At 39.3% G+C, this 18406-nt stretch carries 13 protein-coding genes; 1 reads left to right on the top strand and 12 read right to left on the bottom strand.

Annotation, left to right across the window (positions count from 1 at the left end; translation table 11 throughout):
* From LBQ60_08215 to LBQ60_08160, 12 genes are all read right to left on the bottom strand, one after another.
* Positions 1–422 (bottom strand): hypothetical protein (locus LBQ60_08215; GenBank protein ID MDR2037892.1); only part of this gene is annotated, 422 nt, incomplete at its 3' end.
* Positions 419–4675: a translocation/assembly module TamB domain-containing protein gene (locus tag LBQ60_08210; protein MDR2037891.1), complete on the bottom strand. Its 4257-nt coding sequence runs from the start codon at positions 4673–4675 to the stop codon at positions 419–421. The genes LBQ60_08210 and LBQ60_08215, both read right to left, overlap by 4 nt.
* A gap of 281 nt (positions 4676–4956) precedes the next feature.
* A complete protein-coding gene (locus LBQ60_08205; GenBank protein MDR2037890.1) occupies positions 4957–6633 on the bottom strand; it encodes a DNA polymerase III subunit gamma/tau in 1677 nt (558 codons plus the stop codon).
* A gap of 92 nt (positions 6634–6725) precedes the next feature.
* Complete coding sequence (gene cysS / locus LBQ60_08200) at positions 6726–8198, bottom strand: cysteine--tRNA ligase (protein MDR2037889.1); 1473 nt, start codon at positions 8196–8198, stop codon at positions 6726–6728.
* A gap of 21 nt (positions 8199–8219) precedes the next feature.
* Positions 8220–8834: a deoxynucleoside kinase gene (locus LBQ60_08195; protein MDR2037888.1), complete on the bottom strand. Its 615-nt coding sequence runs from the start codon at positions 8832–8834 to the stop codon at positions 8220–8222.
* Positions 8835–8962: 128 nt separating this feature from the next.
* Complete coding sequence (locus LBQ60_08190) at positions 8963–9790, bottom strand: alpha/beta hydrolase (GenBank protein ID MDR2037887.1); 828 nt, start codon at positions 9788–9790, stop codon at positions 8963–8965.
* Positions 9791–9800: 10 nt separating this feature from the next.
* Positions 9801–11321, bottom strand: a complete 1521-nt coding sequence (locus tag LBQ60_08185) for a glycosyltransferase family 2 protein (protein ID MDR2037886.1) — start codon at positions 11319–11321, stop codon at positions 9801–9803.
* Positions 11321–12523, bottom strand: coding sequence for a HEAT repeat domain-containing protein (locus LBQ60_08180; GenBank protein ID MDR2037885.1), 1203 nt, complete (start codon positions 12521–12523; stop codon positions 11321–11323). Before LBQ60_08180 ends, LBQ60_08185 begins: the two co-directional genes overlap by 1 nt.
* Positions 12524–12535: 12 nt before the next feature.
* Positions 12536–14224: a YaiO family outer membrane beta-barrel protein gene (locus tag LBQ60_08175; protein MDR2037884.1), complete on the bottom strand. Its 1689-nt coding sequence runs from the start codon at positions 14222–14224 to the stop codon at positions 12536–12538.
* The gene (locus tag LBQ60_08170) at positions 14221–14583 is read right to left on the bottom strand and encodes a response regulator transcription factor (protein ID MDR2037883.1); all 363 of its coding nucleotides are present in this window, start codon (positions 14581–14583) and stop codon (positions 14221–14223) included. The genes LBQ60_08175 and LBQ60_08170 overlap by 4 nt, the downstream gene beginning before the upstream one ends.
* An 86-nt stretch (positions 14584–14669) precedes the next feature.
* Positions 14670–15017 carry an Hpt domain-containing protein gene (locus LBQ60_08165; protein ID MDR2037882.1) on the bottom strand — a complete coding sequence of 116 codons (348 nt, stop codon included), beginning with the start codon at positions 15015–15017 and terminating at the stop codon, positions 14670–14672.
* 120 nt (positions 15018–15137) lie between these two features.
* Positions 15138–15827 carry a zinc metallopeptidase gene (locus tag LBQ60_08160; GenBank protein MDR2037881.1) on the bottom strand — a complete coding sequence of 230 codons (690 nt, stop codon included), beginning with the start codon at positions 15825–15827 and terminating at the stop codon, positions 15138–15140.
* 558 nt (positions 15828–16385) lie between these two features.
* Here LBQ60_08160 and LBQ60_08155 point away from each other — a divergent pair.
* Positions 16386–18152, top strand: coding sequence for an O-antigen ligase family protein (locus LBQ60_08155; GenBank protein ID MDR2037880.1), 1767 nt, complete (start codon positions 16386–16388; stop codon positions 18150–18152).
* The last annotated feature ends 254 nt before the right edge of the window (positions 18153–18406 follow it).

Genomic DNA, 18406 nt, shown 5'->3' with positions numbered 1-18406 from the left:
GTGACGTTATAGGTCACGTCAATCTTTTTTCCGGATATATTTATGATCGTGTCTACTTTTGCATTGAGATAGCCTTTATTAGCCATCTCAATTCTTATATTTCTTGCTGAAAGATCGGTTTGCGAGCTATCGTAAAGGATGGGAGGCGCTCCCATCTTTTTTACGATCCAACGGCTTGTATCGCCATTATAAGCATTGTAAACCCGTAATGAGATTTTTGGGTCATTGGGTTTTTGCCTGATGAATGAACTCATTTGTGAGTCATTGATGTCCTTAGTATCGACCTTTACTTCGACGTTACTGACCAGATAACGCCCTTCAGGTACCATTTTAGTGATATTACATGAGGTAATAAAAAATAGTGACCACACTAATACAATAATGTGGTAATCCTTACTTCCGTATGATTTTTTTCCTTTCATTTCTTATTTTTATTTCGCTTAAAAAGAGAAATAAAGCGTTTCGCTTCCCTCCGAAAAATGACACCAATACCTTGAGTATTTCCGGGTTGTTCGGAAAATTTTGCACTGGTTGTATTGTACATCCTTAATAATAGGTTTCCTGAACGCGTCAGTTTATACATCGCCTCAAAGTCACCGGAAAAACCACTGCTCGTAGTGGTTGATGTATTGTTATATCCTATATTGGTACTTAAGATAAGCCGGTCATCAAACAGGCTGGTCGAAATATTTACATCTACTTCTACTTTTGAAGCATCATTTTCATCAGCATGTAATTCTGTTCCGATAGACCAGTTATCGCTAAGCACTCCTTCCAGCGCCTTATTCAACTGGTTAGAAAGTGTAGATGACAACATGGATGTTACAATGCTTGTTCCGGAAGCCGAAGTTCCGGAAGTTGATTCAGGCGGGAAAAATGAACCAACAGCCAATAAATATGCAATCTCCTGGAATACAACTTCATCTGTTGTCATCAAAGCATTAACTTTTCTTTGTATACTTTCATCTACATTCGGCAATTTTATCTCATATGAAATTTTCATTTCATCCATATTCCCCGAAACGGTAATATGGCATTCCGTATTTACGCGCGTACTATTTAACCCTTCATTGATGAATGACTGGTCCAGTGTCCTTAAATCGGCACGTAACTTATACACAGCTGTAACATCAAACTCGGTCGCCATGGGATCCCCTTTAAATACCACTGTGCCTCCAGGTTGAATCGTAAATGTTCTTCTCACCAGGTTCTTAACAGAAATACTGAATTCTCCTTCGGATATCTTATAATCTCCGAATAAGTTCATGTCTGAGTTAGACATATTATAACTGAAATCGACCTGTCCTTCGCCTTTGATAGTGGCCTGGCTTTTCGTTTTAGGATCTATTACTACCCCCAATAACATATCAGGTGTCAATTCTATGGTTGCCTGTAATCTGATGGGCAACTGAGGAGCCGATTCCTGAGGGATTCCTGCCCGGTTAGAGAAATAGGGGCTGTTATATAATGTATCTTTATTAATAAAGATTACACTTTTATATAATTCAGCCTCACTTGCTTCACTTTCAGGGATCGTAATATATACCTTTGAATCCGGGCTGTTTTTCAGCGTTGTTTTCACCAGTAGATCCTGATCAGACCCTTCAGTATTGATGCTTCCAGAAAGCCGCAAAGTCCCGTAAAATAAACTATCCACCTGCTTGGGATTATTGAGTATCATAAAATCCTCCAATTTAAGCGACAAGTCAGGGCGGATATTACTGAAATTAGTATGTGTCACATTTCCGTTAATGACCAATTGTTTATTTTGATCATCCGTGATACGGAAATCATCGAACGAAATACGGTCCGGTAAAATAATAATGGAATCGGAAATTTTGTATTGAACATTGGTCATGCTTACTCCTATGTTAGCATCATTGAGCGAAATAGCGCCGTTCAGGGAAGGAGACGTTATTTTTCCTTTTGCTTCCAGATTGATACCTAATGTTCCATTCAGATGATCCAGCATGCCGACTGTAAAAGGAGAAATCCAGGCAAGTCTGAGATCGCGGATATTGGTTTTCAGATGTAGCGAATCTTCCTTTGGAAAAATTAACCCTTCCAAAACAGACGGGGCAATGTCATCCCTTGAAAACTGTGCCTTAACCATTACTGCCTGATTCTGTTCGTTCCAGGCGCTTTTTATCCCAAGATCACCAATCGTTTGATTTTGAAGCTCAATGCCTTTGATTGAAAAACTATCGATCAGGATGATCGGTGAAGTCAACAGCTGGTTGGCAACAATATTACCATTTATTTCACCTTTCAGATTCAGGTCACTCTGAACGGCTTTCAGTAAAGTTTCAATTTGTATTCCGGCGAGGGCTATCCTGATCGAGTCTGATTCATCTTTTGAAACACGACCATTTACTTTCAGGTATTCTGCTTCTGAAAACAAAATCTCAAAATTTTCTATCTCATATTCATCTGTTTTGACAGAAAAACTGGCTGGCTTTATATCAACATCCTGTTGATTAACCCGAAGCATAGAAGGTTGTAATTGTATGGAAATATCAGGTTGCTTTTGGCCGAATTTAGCAAATAATCCTATCTGCGTTTGTAAATCAATACCTGGAGTTTTCAAATCCACCCCTAAATCGAGTTTTATACTATCTGCAAGCGTTTCGGCAAATAATTTTACTTGTACGGTATCAGTTACGGTATATGCATTTGTCCCTACTAATAAATGTAACGTATTTGTAGCTGTATCAGTGAGGATACTCAGCGAATTATTCCTTAATATGATGTCATTGACATTTATCTTTGGAAGATCGGTTTTAAGACTTATCTCATTATCACTGGCACTATACCGGGCAGTAATGATCAACGAATCATTCACAGAAAAAGGCAACTTAAGCAGGTTAGACCATTTTTCGGTATTATATATAGTTATATTTATGCCCAATTGATCATTGGTCTTCTCTATGGGTTTTTCAAAAGGGATCAATTCCGGGAAATATTTCGATAAAGTTCCTTGTATAGATGGTGCGATGGTATTTAATGAAAAATTTCCATCCATATCAATATCGATCAATTTGGAATCCAAATGAAATGCTTTCTTTGAGTCGGAAGATGCCTTATAATTCAATTCCAGATAACTCAGATCTGCATTTCCTTTTCCTGTTTGATACCGGACACTATCTAACCTTAACATGGCCGTCATTTTTTCTGGATCAAACCCTTCCACATCGGCTTTTATCACCGCATGCAGGATGTCCCCTTCAGCATCAGGTACCAGGTTTAATTTTCCCGGCATCAAACGGGGTGTTTTCAGGTATAGATTTGCAGAAGGCTGGTCAGAAAGATTGGCCTTGGCTTTGATGAGTAATGGTGCAAACGGGTCATTGCTGGTTAACATAAAATTTACTTGTTGACCGGAATAGCTGCCCGATGCTATGATATCCTGATAAGCGTGGCCATGGAAATCGAAATGACCAACATTCAGGTTCATTCCCGCATCGATATTTTGGGTGCTGTCAATACTCCCATTGGCGGATAATGACATGGTTACCAGTCCCAGCTCAGGATTGTCATTCAATAATGTTTTTAAATCAAAATCAGTAGATGATATATTCAAATCGAATTTGATTTGTCCGTCTTTTACCAGGTATCCTCCGGTTCCTTTGATATCCAATTCTCCGGAAGGAGATGAGAGGGCTGTTATATCCAGTTTCATATCCGGTAATGATCCGGTGATGGCTGCTTTCAGTTCTACATTTTTCGTTTGAACAGGAAGGGTTGTGATTCCTGAAAATGAGGTGATTTCTCCAATTCCGGAGGCTTTGGCAGATATTTTGGAATGAAGTTCCACATGCGCAGTATCCCAGTTAAGGTAATTTGAAATGAGCGCATTCAGGTCCAGATATATTTTTGATCCGTATGAAACGTTTAGGCTGTCTACGTGAATGGCCGGTAATTTTCCGTTAATAGAAGTTTTCAGGGTAATGTCGTCGGAAAAAGATCCTAAAGATGGCGAAAAGGCTTTAATATCGGCAAGGTTGAACCGGGGAATATCCAGTTGAAGGGAATATGCCGCGGATTTAGCCAGGTCGCTCAATTCGGATCCCGTATAATCCAGGGTTGCATCGGCAATATTTACGGTTGAATGAGGCATTTCCAGGTGAAAAGTATTCAGATGGATTTTCTCGCCTTCGGATTTTAATTGTATGAACAGGCTGTCTAATTTAAATCCACTTTGCTCATGAAAAGATAACTGTCTTAATGTAACATTCAGTTTCTTCAGGTCAATGGATGGTAGTGATGCCAACACGGTCACATCCCGAAGATGTATGTGATTGACATCAAAAACAGAATCTTGTTTTACCTGATCCAGTATATCATAGGAAAGTTTTCCCTGTAATAACCGGATATCACCTATTTCAAAAGTGAAATTGCTTTCAGAAGACGTGGTTGTAGTATCTCCTGAAGCAAAAGCATCAATAAAAAACTGAAAATTAAACGGAGCCTCAACACTGTCTTTTTTTATGTGGATATCGAATTGACTCAATTCCACATCATGAATGACCAGGTGACTCTTAAGCAATGGTAACAGATTAAATCCTGCAGATAAATTTCCAGCATAAACCAGGGTATCTCCGTTCATATCTGCTACGTAAATCTGTTCAAGCGTCAAATGACTGAAGGGCCTGAGCCTGAATTTACCTATGGACATCTGATTGCCTGTTATTTTTGATACCTCAGTTATGGCAATATCAATAATTTTTTGCTGGACAGGAGGTATCCACAATAACAGATAAATTAGCAGCAACAAAGAAATAAGGCTTATTGCCGTAATAAGTAATATGTGTTTAACTCGTTTGATAGCTTTAAATCAAGAAAAAAACAAATATGTTAAAATTATTTCACGTTAGCCGGATTTCAGTATATGTTAAGAATTTATTTGCAAAAAACGTACCTTTCAACAGTGGGTTACGTATTTTTTTAATTCTTAGATTATTCAAAATCCAACATAAATCTTTGCTTAAAAGTAAGCAATGCCGGGTTTTTTTTACTCATCTGTGTAAATTTATCCTCAGCGGTGTATGCTTTCTGATTTTCTTGTTTTTCAATGATGGATAGTTCAATTTTTATTTGTTTGTTTTTTAGTTCTTCACGTATATATCGAAGCAGGTCGGAATTGATTTTCTGAAATGCGTCTCTTTGTAATGTATTGCTGATTGTAAAAATTATTTTATATCCGTCAGATATTTGTGGAGAATATGCCATAAGCATACTATGCAGGCGCGGCTCATCATCCTTATATTTTTCTGCGTAGGAATTCCATACCGTAAGTAAATCATCTTGTGAAAAGTTTTGATCGATGGAATCCCGGATATCCTCATCAGGAGTTATTTCCGGTTGTTTGTTTTCCGGGACAGGAGGGACCTGTTCTTTTACCGGAGTGTTTTTTGAAGTAAGTGCGTCTTTTATGGATACCGAAGGGATCGTAATTTTCGGGGGAGGAGCAGAGAGCGTTGCGCCAGCCTCAGCCGCTTTATTCTTATTTACGGGCGGGTCATATTTTTTTTTTTCAGCTCCGATCTCACATAACCGAAGTAGCGCTAATTCAACATGCAATCGCTGATTTTTACTGATCTTATACCCCACATCACAGCTACTACAAATATTCAGTGCTTCAAATAAAAATCCGACGCTGCATCGTGCTGCCTGTTCCCTGTATTGTTCCCTGATGTTGGCACCGACTTCCAGTAGGGATAATGTAACCGGATCCTTGCAAACCAGCAGATCACGGAAATGAGAACTTAAGCCTGATACAAAATTATGTCCATCGAATCCTTTATCCAGTATTTCATTGAACAAAATGAACGATTGTCCGACATTATGGTCTAAAAAGGCATCTGTCAGTTTGAAATAATATTCATAATCCAACACATTCAGATTTTCGATGACACTTTTGTATGATATATGATTACCACAATAACTGACAATCTGGTCATAAATGGAAAGGGCATCCCGCATTCCACCATCTGCTTTTTGTGCAATCACATGCAACCCATCTGCTTCATAAGTGACATTTTCTTTTTCGGAAATCTTTTGCAGGTATTGCACTGTGTCATCTACCTTGATACGGTTGAAGTCGAATATCTGGCAACGGGAAAGAATAGTAGGGATGATCTTGTGTTTCTCAGTTGTTGCCAAAATGAAAATAGCATGTGGCGGTGGCTCTTCCAACGTTTTCAAAAATGCGTTGAATGCAGCGGTCGATAACATGTGTACCTCATCGATGATATAGATGCTGTATTTTCCCACTTGCGGCGGAATACGCACCTGATCTATCAGGTTCCGGATATCGTCTACTGAATTGTTTGACGCGGCATCCAGTTCATGTATGTTATAAGATCTGGATTCATTAAAAGATTTGCAGGATTCACATTCGTCACAGGCTTCGATATTTTCTGTCCTGTTAAAACAGTTGAGCGTTTTAGCCAGGATACGGGCACATGTCGTTTTACCCACCCCGCGAGGACCACAGAATAAGTATGCCTGTGTCAGATGGTTGTTTTTGATGGCATTTTTTAGGGTATTGGTAACTGATGACTGGCCGACTACCGTATCAAAGGTCGCCGGACGATATTTTCTTGCCGATACAATAAAACTATTTGTACTCACTGATAATCCTTTATAACCGATCAATCACTCATTACCTTATCATGCAAATATAATGATATTTTCCAAGCCATCCAAGAAGACTTGAAAGTCATCTAATTTCTTATATTCCAATCAAATCCGTCTTTCTTGTCTTTTACGTCGATTCCCAGTTGATGAAGCATATCCCGGATATTATCTGAAGTAGTAAAATCTTTGTCGGCTTTTGCTTTCATCCGCATATTTAAAATATAATCAACCAATCCGCTGACCAACTCCATTTGGTTGTCGGCCTTCTGCTCGTCTGCTAACCCCAGGATATCGAATGCAAAACGGTGATAAGTATCCTTTAATTGTTGGAGATCGGTTTCTGATAATGATTCTTTTCCGTCATTCACCAGGTTGATCACGCGTAATCCATCAAATAAATGGGCAATAACCATCGGGCTGTTCAGATCATCGTTCATCGCTTGATAACATTTCAGTCCAATATCGGATATGTCTACCGAACTCTCTTTAGAAGAAGGCAATTTATCCAGGGTCTGTATTCCGGTCATTAAGCGTTGCAATCCTTTTTCGGAAGCCTGAAGTGCTTCATTGCTAAAGTCTACCGTACTTCTGTAATGGGCCTGTAGAATAAAAAACCTTACAGACATGGGACTATATGCTTTTTCAAGGAGAGGGTGGGAGCCATCAAAAAATTCATTTAGTGTGATGAAATTTCCTAATGATTTTCCCATTTTCTGCCCGTTGATCGTGATCATATTGTTGTGCATCCAGTAACGCACAGATTCATGACCCAGTGCTGCCCTGGATTGGGCTATTTCGCATTCATGGTGTGGAAAAAGCAGATCCATTCCTCCTCCATGGATGTCAAATGTCTCACCCAGATATTTAGTACTCATGGCGGTACATTCGAGGTGCCATCCCGGAAATCCGTCGCTCCATGGTGAAGGCCACCGCATGATGTGTTCCGGGGATGCTTTTTTCCATAACGCAAAGTCAAGAGGAAAGCGTTTTTCATTTTGCCCGTCCAGATTCCGGGTTTGTGCCAACAGATCATCCATTACCCTTCCTGAAAGCTCACCATAAGGAAAATGTTCCGCATATTTTTTTAGGTCAAAATACACCGAACCATTACTTACGTAAGCATACCCGGCATCTATTATTTTCTGCACCATCTGTATCTGCTCGATCATATGTCCGGATGCCGTAGGCTCAATGCTGGGCGGCAAAACATTCAGCTGTTCCATATTATGATGGTACCGGTAGGTATAGTACTGGACAATTTCCATGGGTTCTACCTCATCCAGACGTGCTTTTTTGCATATTTTGTCTTCTCCGGCATCGGCATCATTGACAAGATGTCCAACATCTGTAATATTACGTACATAACGTACTTTATAGTCAATATGCTTCAGGTAACGGAACAGCAGGTCAAAGGTGATCGCAGGTCGGGCATGACCCAGATGTGCATCCCCATATACAGTCGGACCACAGACATACAATCCCACATTAGGAGGGCAAAACGGAACAAATTGTTCCTTGTTATGGGTCAGGCTATTATAAATATATAAAGTTTGATTCATGTTCAGAATAAAAACAGAATATTAAAAAAGACCATGTATCTGTGCATCTATGCGATTGATGATGGTATTCAGATCTTCCGGTTTTTCGTCAAAATGGATGGTATCCACGTCAATGACCAGTACTTTTCCCGAGATATACTTATTGATCCATTTTTCATAACGGTCGTTCAGTTTACTGAGATAATCCAATCTGATGCCACTTTCATAAGCTCTTCCTCTTTTTTGTATTTGACGGACTAAAGTAGGAACTGATGCCCGGAGATAAATCAACAGGTCGGGCGGTTGGATAAAACTTGCCATCTTGTCAAAAAGGGAACGATAGGTCCTGTAATCCCGCATACTCATTAATCCCATGGAATGAAGGTTGGCTGCAAATATATATGCATCTTCATAGATGGTGCGGTCCTGCACCACCGTTAACCCCGATTTCCTAATCTCCTGTATTTGTCCGAAACGTTCATTCAGAAAATAAACCTGCAGGTTGAAAGACCAGTGTTGCATGTCTTCATAAAAGTCATCCAGGTAAGGATTGTCATCGGCATTTTCATAATGAGCTTCCCACCCGTAATGTTTGGATAATAATCCAGTTAGGGTGGTCTTTCCGGAACCAATATTTCCAGCTATCGCAATGTGCATAATAAAAACAAAATATTGAAAAAGATTTCAAAGGTAATGTTTTTTCAGGAATGATTTTTATGATTTGCAAAGATTATCCAGAAGGACTTTATTTAACAGAATTAGAAGAATGAATGATCCCTTCCTGGTCATTTGGATGAATTATTCCGGACCGTTTTACGGATAAATTCCAGTAGTAAAGGATAGGCAGGCGTGAGCATATCGTGTCCGTATCCATCAAATTCATATAGTATCGTATGCTTATGGCCGGCTATTTTCATCATGCGCATAAGGTATGCGTTTTCTTCATATCTTCCCAACATTTCCAACTCCCTGTCGCCTGTCATTAACAATAATGGCGGAGCATCCGGGCGGACATGAAACAACGGGGCGTATTCATCAATAACAGGTTGTTTATCGGAAATACCCCTTTCCTTACGAATGGTCATATGGGTGATGGTATGCCCGCTAAACGGGACCAGTCCGGCTATCCTATCCGCATCTATATCATGGGATTTCAGCCATCTTTTGTCTAGTCCGACCATAGCAGCTAAATATCCTCCGGCCGAATGTCCTGATACGAAAATAAGGTTCGTATCACCGCCGTACTTTTCAATGTTTTTGAAAGTCCATGCGACTGCTGATGCCGCGTCTTCAATATATTTAGGGCATGTCGCTTTGGGATGCAGACGATAATTGGCTGCAACGATACATATTCCCTTTTCTTTTAATTCCTGTGGAATATGCTTATTGCCACCTGTGATTCCTCCACCATGAAACCATATAACAGTGGCAAATTCTTTTTTGTTTTCAGGATAATAGATATCCAGCACACAGCGCTCTTTAGCGTAAGCATCTTGTTCCTGGCCACTGTAGTATGGTATATTATTTTGTACCTGATATTTTATATCTTGTCCTTTACCCTGCGATGTAATTGAAAGGACAAAAAAACAAATGAAGAAGAATCTTTGTATCATATTTCGTCTATTAAGTATCGAGAGTATCTGGGTTTTCCTGTTTCATCGATTCTTTAATTTGATGAACGGTCTCTGCTTTCCTGACTCTCTTTTTTTGCTTTTTCTTTTTATCTTTTCCGAATCCTTCACGTTCCATACTACCCCAGCTTCTGACTCCCCGCAGATAGTCGAAATTTCCACGTATTGCCCACCAAACTGTTCTGGGATGATAAATAATAGGTTCTAGGAACGCTGTGCCGATCAGTAGGAGTACATCCCGGCGGTGCTTGTATTTATGATAGGTCTTTTCTTCGAACAATACAGCCCAGGTACTTAGTAATACTGCAAAAGTATATACGAAGGCCAGGAGAATCAGGAAAAAAGGCCAGTTAACTGCACTAACGATCAATAGGAAAATAAAATAGAGATACCCCATGAATTCCAGAATCGGAGCCAGCCATTCAAAGAACAACCAGTAAGAATAACCCAACATGCCCAATACTCCGTATTTGGGGTTCATGAAGAGTTTGCGGTGTGTCAGTAGGGTTTCCAGGGTACCGCGGGTCCACCGGTTACGTTGTCTGGACAATACTTTCCCTGATGATGGTACTTCCGTCCAAACCAATGGATCCGGAATATATACGACCTGATAGGGGCGTTTCTGTTCAGACATGTAACGACGCATACGTACTACCAGTTCCATGTCTTCTCCTACGGTTTTGGTGCTATAACCGCCACATTTGATGACTATTTCTTTATTGAACATCCCAAGCGCTCCTGAGATCAGCAGAAGGCCATTCAGTTTTCCCCATGCCATACGCGTCAAAAGGAAGGCACGAGTGTATTCAAGTACCTGTACCCGGGGAAGAAATTCCGTAGGAAGCCGTATTTCTTTGATCTGTCCGTCTTCGATAACACAGGAGTTGGCAATACGGATAACACCACCGGTACCAATTACTTGTTTTTCATTTTCTTCCATGAACGGCTTTACCATTTTCAAGAGCGCGTCCGGCTCCATGATGGAATCAACGTCAATACAACAGATCAGATCTTTTTTGGAGATATTGATACCTGCATTCAAAGCATCAGCCTTTCCTCCATTTGTTTTATCGATCACCGTCAATTTTTTAAAAGAGCGGTTGCGCGATTTATAAACACCTTTTATACGTTCGCATGGGATCCGGTAATCGAAAAAATAGCTTACCCGTTCCAGATCATAAGCTTCAATGATCCGTTCGAATGTATTATCCGTACTTCCATCATTCACAATAATTACCTCAAAATTGTTGTAATACAAAGACAGTAATGCACGAATATTTTCAATAATGGTGCGTTCTTCGTTATATGCAGGAGCAATTACCGAAATAGATGGAGTTAAGGGAGCCAGAATAATAGAATTATAATCTACATAACTGTTTTTCCTTAAATAATTACGAAGTGCAACGGCCGATATAATAGATAAAGTAACATATACCGAAAATATGAAACACGTTAATAAAAAGATGAGGTTATTAACGACGAAAAAGAATATATCCGAAAATATATGGTTCATTAGTTGATTCTTTTATCTAGTACGTGCCTTATGATGATTTGATAATTCTTATACTCGGACTTCATCAGTTTTACCAATGCGGCAATACCTACTTCTCCCATCCTGTTAATAGCCATGGCGGCTTCAATCTGTAATTGAACGTCCTCTTCCTTATCCAGCACCAATTTAAGGAAGCTCAACATCGATTCATCAGGCATTTTGCCCATGGCTGTAATGATTGCCAAACAATTAGAATATTCCTCATTTTTATACATATGCTTGAGGTGAGGCAACGCTTCTCTCAATTGGATTTCCCCACAAACGAATATAGCCGTGTACCGGATTTTTTCATCAGGATGCTTTAAGCACTCAATAACTGCAGAGGCAGATTCCAGTTGTTTGAATACCTGGATCATCCGCAATGAGAATATTACGACCGTTTTATTTGGAGAGTTGGTCCATCTGGAGAATTGAGGGATGGGTAAATTATGGAACACGATCAGTTCATGGGCATTTAACTGTTCCCAAAGAGTAAAAGGATATTTCAGGTAATCTAAAAAGCCAAAGGGATCATCTTTATTTAATCGGATCAATGCTAATTGGGCCTCCATTCGCAGGATATTGTTCTTGCTTTTTAATGTTTGTTTTATCCGGTCATTGGCATCCGTGATATTCATAAATGCCAGTTCCCTGAAACCTTTGATCTGGATATGCCACTTAGAATTACGGGTTTTATTGATAGAGTCCTGGTCGAGCTTCAACTGCAGATATAAGTTTCTTAGTTTCTCTTTTACATCGCCGGATAAGTTGATACTTAAATCAATCATCTCATTGATGAGTACTCTTCGGTTAAATTCGCTATTAGCGATCTGTTGTATCTGATTTAGTTCTTTTTTGTTGTCGTCAGAAAAAAGGAAATCGATGAGTAGTGCCTGGAATTGCATCATCAAATGTCCTCTTTCCCTTCCCATAATCCTCATTTTATTCCGGTTGATCAATATCCAGAATAATAAAATGATAAGACATGCGATCGAAATAAGGATGATGATGATCAGTGAGCGAACCAATAAACTCGGTTGACCAGCATCAAATACCAAAAAACCACTGTCCTTAGTTATCTCAAGTACCGGTTCGGCTGGTATCTCTTGTTGACTTCCCGAAATATTCGAAAAGCACAACAACAATAGTAAAACCAACCCCAATCGATGTATATATCTGATCATATACTTGTTGAGTTATTTAAACATGTTAAAATAATACCTCACTCCTGCTGTTGCCATAAAACGGTTACGGTAACCTGCATCATAAGCATATCCCAATGATGTCAAAATAAACCATCTGTTTGTGATAAATTTAAGCAATCCGATCTGGGCCAGATAAGAATCCCCCGGATTAGGATTGAATTGTATGAAATCATCGTTGTAGGGACCATAGCCAATCAAGACATACACATAATCCTCCCGTTCACTGAAATATCTTCGGTAGGTCAGAGTATACGAATCTTTCCATTTTGAATCAGCATAACTAAAAAAAGGCCGGAAGGCCAGATAGTTTTTTTGGAATAACCAGGAAATAGAACCTGTATAAATCCATGAGGCCTTATTCCAATATAAAAGCCGGACCCCTAAAGAAGCCTCCAATCCTTTTGGTAATCTTTGGAAAAATTCAATTGCAGCCCTATGCATAGGAAAAAAGGAGTTCGGGGAAAATGCATAATCCAGATACAGGTAATTGGTCGGAAACAGATTCTGGTAAGCTTCTGCTTCGATCTGGAAAGCCAGGGATTCGTAGGGAAGTTCCTCTCCGAAATTTGTTTTAAAAATATAAGTCCCATATTTTGTCCATTTCGATAATCCGGCAGAGGTGATCAGCTTACGGCTTAAATAAGGTTCCTTAAAATATTCGAAATAACTCTCCAGTAACACATAATCCCTGAAATTCTCATTAATATCCCGGTATAATTTGTTGCCTTCTTCATGCCGGGGATTAATATCAAAAAGACGGTCAAGGGTCTTTAATGCATTCTTGTAATCTTTTTGCAGGTATTGTATCCATGCTTTTTTGTACCAGAATGCCTCGTCTTCCGGATAGGCAACCAGGGCTTTATCAACCATCTCAAGTGCGTCCGGATATTTTTTATCCCATATTTCAGTGTTGACCATTAATTCAAGCAAATCATAATTATCAGGGTATGATTTGTAAAGTTCACGTGCTACAAGCCGGGACGAGTCAAATCGATTTTCAAATGCATATGTTTGTGCGATCAGAAGTGATGCCGGAAAATAATCAGGAGCTTCAGCCAGGATTTTTCGGGAAAGCCGACGGGATTCTTTCCAGTTCTTTATTCGTACGTTTTCTTCAGCCCGGTCATATATTTCAGCCAATACAACCTCTTTGGGGCGGATTGCAGACAATAATTCATTTCCGGCAACATGTTCAGGATTAGCCTTTAAAAGTTCCTGTAAGATTATAGTTGCTGTTTCTTCGTCTCCTTTTAAATAATAGACATTGGCTTTTTTATAAAGAAAATTCTCATCTGAGGGATAATAAAATAAAGCTTTTTCTATGATTTTAAGTGCGTTATCATATTCTTTGATCCATATTTCGTTATTAGACAAAACATCAAGTGCATCATAATTATCCGGTTCAACCATCAACAATGGTTCAATCTCTAATCGGACGGAATCCGGTTTCGATTCCCATGCATAAGTTTTACCGATCAGGATCATAGCATCATAATAATCCGGATATAAGGACAACAAATATCTGGAAATATTTCTTGCCTCCGCCCATTTGTTAGAGAAAGCAGCATTACGGGCATTATAGAAGATAGAATCGGCATCCGGCTTTTGTTGGCTATAACCAACAGCCGATAACAATAAACAACAAAAAGTGTAGTATATTATTTTTTGTATTCTGGTCATTTATTCAGCAGATGAGCAACCCTGGCAGTCATTTCTTCCAAACAAAATGGCTTTGTCAGATAATCATTTGCACCTAGTTCAAAAGCATGAGCTACAGAATCTTCAAGATTCACCCGTGTCAACACCAATATCGGGATCTGGCTTTTTAATGTATTGCGCACATAAGCAACCAGTTCCAGTCCATTCATCATAGGCATACAAATATCTGTAATTAACAAAGCAATATCCTCATTGTCATGAAGTATTTGCTGTGCTTCCTTCCCGTTAACAGATTTCATTATTGTATAGCCATCCTTCTTGAACTGGAATTCCAATGCTTTTAATGTCATCGGATCATCATCACAAATCAATAACTTCATTAATTCTTATTTTTACGATGAATACCCTAACCTAAAATTTGGATATGTTACAGGTTGACGGTGTAAATATACGAAGGTTATTTAAATTAAATGTTAAAATCTACTTTTAATTTATTAATCAATGTTTTACTGTGATTACACAAATAAGTAGCCTTTTCTGCTATTTCATCAAAACGATGGTCAACAACTACACTTTTTTCGATGTCAGCCGCTGTTGTGCGTAAATCATCAGCACCCAGATAGGCATAATTGGACACTAGCTTATGAGAAATCTCCGCAATGGTAGTCCAATTTTCATTTTTTTTCAGTTGTTCAATGTTTTCAATTTCATCGGTTACGTTCTCTACAAATGTAACGACCATTTCCCGGACAAAATTATCATCGCCTGAAGAAATTTCAATGATCTTTTTTAAATCGTATAGTTTGTCGGTCATTTTGATTCGTCAATTATGGATAATATATATGTTTATAACAATACATACCAAAAACAACTAACAAAGATAAGGAAAAAAATGGAATGGCATACTCATAATAAGATGATTATTATGAACGCCTTATTCCCTTTGCCTACCCAGATAGATCATCAGGTAATATACAAGCATCCCCAATGAAGACAAGGCGGCTATAACATAAGTATAGGCGGCTAATTTTAATGCGGACCTGGCTTTAGGGTAGGTTGAGTAATTCGTGATATTGGCATTGCTCAACCAGATCAAGGCCCTATGACTTGCATTGAGTTCAACCGGCAGGGTAATCAAACTGAACAAGGTAGTGAGACCGAAGAGGATGATACCGAAAAGCAAGAGTTGTGGAAAGACGTTTAACAATAATAAGCCGGCTAAAAGTACCCACTGAACCCAATGAGAGGCGAAACTGACGACAGGAACTAATTTTGACCGCATGGTTAACCATACATAAGAACGGGCATGTTGTACGGCATGTCCGCATTCATGAGCGGCAACGGCTGCTGCTCCGACACTACTGCTATAAAAGACAGCTTCACTCAGATTGATGGTTTTTGTTACAGGGTTATAATGATCCGTCAATTTGCCTGCTACGGATTGTACCTTTACATCATTGATGCCGTTTTCAGCAAGCATCTTTTGGGCGATATCCCTGCCTGTAAGTCCGTAATTAATGGGTATTTTGAAATATTTTGTTAATTGTCTGTCCAACTGAGAAGAAACCACCCAACTCAACAAAGCGAATACCCCGAATATAATCCAAATAAGTGGTAGATCCATGATAAAAAAATTACATTTATGTGATATAAAATGTACTGCAAAGTTTTTGCCAAAGTGTAGCGGCTGTTCACTTACCCCAATAAAAACAAACCTCCCAACCGGAAATCCCAAAGTGGAAAAACATGGAAAAGATCCCGGAGAAGGTTGCATGTGTGTCGTGAGTATCATACCAACACAATATCTTCCTGAATAAAGTACACTATTGTAAAGGTTATGATAAAGCTGAAAATCTGATTTTTAATTTGTGTTGCCAGCCTCACTTTATTCTCATCGCTGTTTCCGGCCCTGTAAAAAGTTACTGATTATATCCAATATATTGATAAAGTAACATCAAACAAAATCCACTCCAGTAAATTCTTTATTTTTTGAGGTTTTATTTCTAAAAACCAACCATATAGTAGCTAAATTTAAACTGAAAATCGTGTCAGCTTTTTCTGCAAACCCAACACGAACGGCTGTTTTTTTTGTCAGATTTCAAACCTTATTTAATTGATTTCAAACCTTACCTCCTGTTAATCGCTCTACTTTTACGGTTCAAAAAATCAAAAAACCATGCCAATGGAACTGATAAAGCCGGTAGGCCATCGGTATATTTCTATTATTACAGTCTTGCTTTGGGGAATGCTCTGCATAAGTGCCTTGTTTGTTGTTTCGGAGAAATTTGTCAATCCGGAGATCACTCCCAAACGTTTCGGGTTAGTGATCGGCACAGGTGTTGCGGCGGTTGTTTGGGCGGTGTGTTTTCGGGATAAAGTTGTTTCCGGCCGGCCGGTATTCCTGCTGTTACTGTTTTGTGTTACGACTGTATTTCTCCGCGATTGGGCTTCAACGGGATTTAATAGCTATTTATTGGCATATTCGTGCTGTTTACTTCTACTGTTCTTTTTATTACGGCAGCTAACGGCAGTTTGTGCACCCGAATGGCTGTTCGGGACTGCATTTATTTTGGCAACATTTCTATCATTATACGGAGTGTTGCAATATTTTGGCGTATTCTTAACGTCCAATCGTCTTTTTGCTGTAACAGGAACTTTTGATAATCCGGCAGGTTTCGGAGCAGCTTTGTCATGCGTATTTCCCTATGGCCTCTATTTCTTTGACAGAAGCGTCCGGAGGTTTAAGTTCGTCGTTGCGGTCATGCTTGCGACCCTTGCGGCGGGAATAGCCCTGTCGGGATCAAGATCGTCTGTGATGGCTTGCCTTACCGCGGTTGCAGTATATTCTGCCGTTGGCATTCCAAAATTAAAATTCCGGTGGCCGATCAAAATCGGAGCAGCTTGTTTGGTCGGACTGCTTGTATTCGGATTGTACCTATTGAAGAAAGATTCTGCCGACGGACGCCTGTTGATCTGGCAATGCACATGGAACATGGCAAAGGACAGCCCAATTGCGGGACACGGGAAGGGTGCATTCCAGGCAAAATACATGTTGTACCAGGCAGATTACTTTGAAATGCACCCCGACAGCAAATATGCCGCACTAGCCGATAACGTACTGCATCCCTTTAATGAATATTTGCTGATACTGGCAGAACATGGCGCCATAGGAATAGGAATATTGGTATTGTTGGGCTTTTTATTGATTCGCAGTTACCGCCGGTCACCGGATTTTGTGAAATTAATTGCTGGTCTTAGCCTCATAGCCGTTGCAGTTTTCTCCTGTTTTTCGTATCCTTTCAAATACCCTTTTACATGGTTGATTGTTTTCCTGAATATCGCATTGATAGGCGTTTCTCATGACAAGGAACCGAAAATGGCCAATCCCGGCCGACTGATAAAAGCGGGAACAGTTGCCGTATCTATAGTTTTGTTTTTGATCACTATCCCTCTGATAAATGCTGAAATCATATGGAACAAAACGGCAAAAGCTTCCATGATAGGGAAAACGGGAGAAATGCTTCCGGAGTATAACAAATTATATCGCTATCTCGGTAAAAACGGGCTATTCCTTTACAACCATGCTGCCGAACTGAACTATATAAAAAAACATGAAGAAAGTCTGCGCGTATTCGGCAAATGCACAAAATATTACAACGATATGGATGTGCAGATGCTTATGGCCGATAATTACAGGGCGCTGGAACAGTACGATAAGGCAGAACGGCACCTGAAACTTGCTGCCGGTATGTGCCCGGGAAGGTTTATACCGTTGTATCAATTGGCAAAATTGTATGATGAAACGGGACGGGAAGAAGAAGCGGTTGATCTGGCTCGGCAGATAATCGATAAGGAAGTAAAGATTCCATCTCCCACCGTTATCGCGATAAAAAGTGAAATGGACAAGTTGATAAAAACCTTTAAAAATATAGCGCCTATGGAAAATTAGAAAATATCAGCAGGAAGAAAGAAATGCAGACCCCTTTCAAGGATTTTGAAACTAAAGTCACCTGTAATAAAAACGAATTAATTAATGGTTTGCAAAACAAATTACAATGAATAAAAAATAATGAATATGGACAAAGTTAAATCTATTATACTCAGTTTATTTTTAATAATGGTTTTTGGATGTAGTGATGATTCAAATTTTGATACAATAGATGATGATTTACAGGTTATTGAGAATAATGTAATAAGCAATAA

It is taken from the genome of Bacteroidales bacterium, from assembly GCA_031275285.1.
GTDB lineage: Bacteria > Bacteroidota > Bacteroidia > Bacteroidales > UBA4181 > JAIRLS01.
The sequence above is the reverse complement of the archived record's forward strand: the minus strand, read 5'-3'. Positions and strand labels throughout refer to the sequence as shown.

Coding starts and splice junctions, on each gene's coding strand:
- LBQ60_08210 (MDR2037891.1), bottom strand. CDS start 4,675: ATGTCCATAGGTAAATTCAGGCTCAGGCCCTTCAGTCATTTGACGCTT.
- cysS (MDR2037889.1), bottom strand. CDS start 8,198: ATGAATCAAACTTTATATATTTATAATAGCCTGACCCATAACAAGGAA.
- LBQ60_08195 (MDR2037888.1), bottom strand. CDS start 8,834: ATGCACATTGCGATAGCTGGAAATATTGGTTCCGGAAAGACCACCCTA.
- LBQ60_08190 (MDR2037887.1), bottom strand. CDS start 9,790: ATGATACAAAGATTCTTCTTCATTTGTTTTTTTGTCCTTTCAATTACA.
- LBQ60_08185 (MDR2037886.1), bottom strand. CDS start 11,321: ATGAACCATATATTTTCGGATATATTCTTTTTCGTCGTTAATAACCTC.
- LBQ60_08180 (MDR2037885.1), bottom strand. CDS start 12,523: ATGATCAGATATATACATCGATTGGGGTTGGTTTTACTATTGTTGTTG.
- LBQ60_08175 (MDR2037884.1), bottom strand. CDS start 14,224: ATGACCAGAATACAAAAAATAATATACTACACTTTTTGTTGTTTATTG.
- LBQ60_08170 (MDR2037883.1), bottom strand. CDS start 14,583: ATGAAGTTATTGATTTGTGATGATGATCCGATGACATTAAAAGCATTG.
- LBQ60_08165 (MDR2037882.1), bottom strand. CDS start 15,017: ATGACCGACAAACTATACGATTTAAAAAAGATCATTGAAATTTCTTCA.
- LBQ60_08160 (MDR2037881.1), bottom strand. CDS start 15,827: ATGGATCTACCACTTATTTGGATTATATTCGGGGTATTCGCTTTGTTG.
- LBQ60_08155 (MDR2037880.1), top strand. CDS start 16,386: ATGGAACTGATAAAGCCGGTAGGCCATCGGTATATTTCTATTATTACA.